2 protein-coding genes are annotated in these 1,942 nt (G+C 41.6%); one reads left to right on the forward strand and one right to left on the reverse strand.

What is annotated here, in order from left to right:
- Positions 1-33 precede the first annotated feature (33 nt).
- On the reverse strand, positions 34-606 hold the full coding sequence (locus AACX33_RS05790) for a GNAT family N-acetyltransferase (protein WP_194001248.1): 573 nt from the start codon (positions 604-606) through the stop codon (positions 34-36).
- A 165-nt stretch (positions 607-771) separates the two neighbouring features.
- On the opposite strand from AACX33_RS05790, the gene bioB reads away from it, so the two are divergent.
- Complete coding sequence (gene bioB, locus AACX33_RS05795) at positions 772-1,782, forward strand: biotin synthase BioB (RefSeq protein ID WP_194001394.1); 1,011 nt, start codon at positions 772-774, stop codon at positions 1,780-1,782.
- Positions 1,783-1,942 lie beyond the last annotated feature (160 nt).

Here is a 1,942-nt window from a genome sequence, read left to right on the forward strand (position 1 = left end):
CCTGCACCCTGCCCCCTGCCCCTCTGCTTCTTCTCACTCCTCTGGTTTCCAGTCAGGATTGACTAAACTTGTGAGAATATGATCTTCCCATTTACCATTAATTAATAAATAATCTCTCGCGTATCCTTCCACCACAAAACCGAGTCTTTTTAAGACATTACCACTGCGCCGATTATGGGGCATATAATTAGCCATGATCCGATGAAAATTTAGTTCTTCAAAGACATAATCAGTCGCAACTTTTAATGCTTCTGTCATATACCCTTTACCTTGCTCAGATTCTGCCAGACTGTATCCTACATAGCAAAAATGCGCCGCACCTCGAATAAAGTTAGTAAAATTGATCGTTCCAATCACTTTTGTGGATTTTTTTTGCGGAAAAATAAACAGCTTTAATGATTGGTCATGGATAAACTCCAAGACATTATTTTCAATTTGATATTGCCAATACTCTTCTGTAAACAAATGGTCAAATAAAATAGGATAAAATGGTGTAAAATAATTTTTATTGTCCTGGAAATATTTAATTAGTTGCGGTATATCCTTTTTAATAGCAATTCTTAAAGTCAGGCGATCGCTTGTGATCAGTGGTAATTCTGATTTCATAAAAGTAATAATTTGTACAATCAATCTGCCAGATCACCAAAATCTTGGTAAGCTGATGTCTAATATCTACAGCATAAGATTGAGATGATTTCATCCCAACGCTGTATTTTAAAAGAACCAACAGAAAATGGTTCTTGATCAATCCAGTCTATAAGAAGGATAATGATGTCGGTGGGAATACGCTACAATTGGCAAAAAGCAGAGATTCAAGCGATATACAACACGCCATTCCTAGAGCTGATTTATCAAGCTGCTAGCGTGCATCGCCAATATCATGATTCAAGAAAAATACAAGTTTGTAAGCTGATCTCAATTAAAACAGGTGCTTGTCCGGAAGATTGTAGCTACTGCGCCCAGTCTTCCCGTTATCAAACTGAAGTCAAGCCCCAAGCACTGTTAGAGAAGGAAACAGTGATTAACATTGCCCAAAAAGCCAAAGCCACGGGTGTAAGTCGTGTTTGCATGGGTGCTGCTTGGCGGGAAGTGCGAGATAATTCGCAATTTGAGACAGTCTTGGAAATGGTCAAAGAAGTGACCGACATGGGCTTAGAAGTTTGCTGTACTCTGGGAATGCTGACCACGAATCAGGCGAAACGCTTAGAAGCAGCTGGACTATATGCTTATAACCATAACTTGGATACTTCCCAGGAGTATTATAATACGGTGATTACCACGAGAACTTATGGCGATCGCCTAAAGACAATTGATCATGTCCGACAGACAAATGTCACTGTATGTTCTGGCGGTATTCTCGGCTTAGGCGAAAGCGTCGAAGATCGTGTGGGGATGTTAGAAACTCTATCAAATTTACAACCTCATCCAGAGTCCGTCCCCATTAATATTCTTTCCCAAGTTCCCGGTACACCCCTAGAAAATCAACCAGATGTACCCATTTGGGAAGTAGTACGCATGATCGCCACAGCCCGAATAATCATGCCAAATTCTGATGTGCGTCTCAGCGCTGGTAGGGCGAGACTTTCCCAAGTGGAACAAGCTTTATGTTTTATGGCTGGGGCAAATTCCATCTTTTCCAGCGATGATAATCAAATGCTCACAGTCACTACTCCCTGTCCCGATTATGACGCTGACAAAGAAATGCTGAATTTACTGGGCTTAGAAATGCGTCCTCCTCACCAAAGACCAGAAAAAGTCACAACTCCAGCCGTTGTAGTTTAAAGAACCCCACCCCCAACCCCTCCCCGCAAGCGACTATGCATTACCCGGATCTTTCTTAACATTTGCGAGAGCGATCGCTCTCCAAATCGCGAGGCCTTAAACCTACGTTGTCCATTCTCAATAAAAGCAGGTTTTTAGCGAGAATAGCCAAGGCTGATTT

It is taken from the genome of Nodularia sp. LEGE 04288, assembly GCF_963896525.1.
In the GTDB taxonomy this organism is placed as follows: domain Bacteria; phylum Cyanobacteriota; class Cyanobacteriia; order Cyanobacteriales; family Nostocaceae; genus Nodularia.